The sequence below is a fragment of the Paenibacillus gallinarum genome (genome assembly GCF_014836635.1).
Classification (GTDB): Bacteria; Bacillota; Bacilli; order Paenibacillales; family Paenibacillaceae; genus Paenibacillus; species Paenibacillus gallinarum.
In genome coordinates this window covers 1-1,750 of record NZ_JACSQL010000044.1, presented here as the reverse complement: position 1 = coordinate 1,750, position 1,750 = coordinate 1, and the positions used below count along the sequence as shown (strand labels likewise).

The 1,750-nt window shown below is 36.7% G+C and carries 2 protein-coding genes; both read left to right on the top strand.

What is annotated here, in order from left to right:
- Positions 1-237: 237 nt before the first annotated feature.
- Positions 238-783 (top strand): 2'-5' RNA ligase family protein, encoded by a 546-nt coding sequence (locus tag H9647_RS25535; RefSeq protein ID WP_191805306.1) that lies wholly within the window; start codon positions 238-240, stop codon positions 781-783.
- Between the two features lie 171 nt (positions 784-954).
- A complete protein-coding gene (locus H9647_RS25530; protein WP_191805306.1) occupies positions 955-1,500 on the top strand; it encodes a 2'-5' RNA ligase family protein in 546 nt (181 codons plus the stop codon).
- The last annotated feature ends 250 nt before the right edge of the window (positions 1,501-1,750 follow it).

Below are 1,750 nucleotides of genomic sequence, written 5' to 3'. Positions count from 1 at the left end.
TCACAATCTTTTCTTTTAGTTAATTTCTATAGGAGCCGAATGATTGATTTTATTAGAGATAACTCATTAAGCTAACGAGAAAACATTAGTTGAACACAGCACGGAGCAGCTTGCCAGTTAGCAGCTGCTCCCTTTTATTATGCGAACCGGCAGGATAATTTAAATAGCCGAAGAAGAAAGAAGATAAGAACAAGTGGACTATCATCCATTATTTTGCTAAAGGATGTGGACTGAAAAATGGAATATTTCATTGGAATAACCCCTCCAGATGATTATAAAGCAAAAATTATGGCATTCCGTGATCGTTGGTCCAGTAATCGTCTTAACGAGGTAGTGGAGCCTCACATCACTGTAAAAGCGCAGGGTGGTCTTAAAGTAGATCTTTGTTGGTTAGAAAATGTAAGACAAGCATGCTCTTTAATCCAAAGCTTTCAATTATCATTATCAGAACCTGGGTCGTTTGGAAGTGCTGTTACATTTCTTAGTGTTGAATCGAGCAATGTAATCGATTTACATAGAAGATTGGTAAATGCGATTTCTCCATCACAAGAAATTTTAGATCAATACTTTGAAATGGATCAGTATCATCCTCATTTGACCTTGGGGCAAACCTATTGGGGTTTGAACGAGACTGAAATTGACGAAATGAAATTATTAGCTATGAATGAATTAGCTCCTTATCCAACCTTTAATGTCAATTTTGTACGTGTATATAAAGAAGTTGAACCAAACCAATACGTACCATTTGTAGATATCCAATTGGGAACACAAAAAGCTGAGTGATTCAACTAACGAGAAAACATTAGTTGAACACAGCACGGAGCAGCTTGCCAGTTAGCAGCTGCTCCCTTTTATTATGCGAACCGGCAGGATAATTTAAATAGCCGAAGAAGAAAGAAGATAAGAACAAGTGGACTATCATCCATTATTTTGCTAAAGGATGTGGACTGAAAAATGGAATATTTCATTGGAATAACCCCTCCAGATGATTATAAAGCAAAAATTATGGCATTCCGTGATCGTTGGTCCAGTAATCGTCTTAACGAGGTAGTGGAGCCTCACATCACTGTAAAAGCGCAGGGTGGTCTTAAAGTAGATCTTTGTTGGTTAGAAAATGTAAGACAAGCATGCTCTTTAATCCAAAGCTTTCAATTATCATTATCAGAACCTGGGTCGTTTGGAAGTGCTGTTACATTTCTTAGTGTTGAATCGAGCAATGTAATCGATTTACATAGAAGATTGGTAAATGCGATTTCTCCATCACAAGAAATTTTAGATCAATACTTTGAAATGGATCAGTATCATCCTCATTTGACCTTGGGGCAAACCTATTGGGGTTTGAACGAGACTGAAATTGACGAAATGAAATTATTAGCTATGAATGAATTAGCTCCTTATCCAACCTTTAATGTCAATTTTGTACGTGTATATAAAGAAGTTGAACCAAACCAATACGTACCATTTGTAGATATCCAATTGGGAACACAAAAAGCTGAGTGATTCAACTAACGAAAAAACGTTAGTTGAAAACAAAAGGGAGCAGATTTCCAGTTGGCAACTGCTCCCTTTTCACATTCGAAATTATGCTAATATTAGAGGCTGCTTCTCACTCTGTAGCCGTTACAAAGTGAAAGGAGTGAACTTTATATTGAATAGGTTCACTGTTAAACATCTCTTATAACAGGGTAGACTTAGAAATCAAACGTAGCATAAAAGGGCTGAACAATAGGATCATAACAGCAAACCCTAG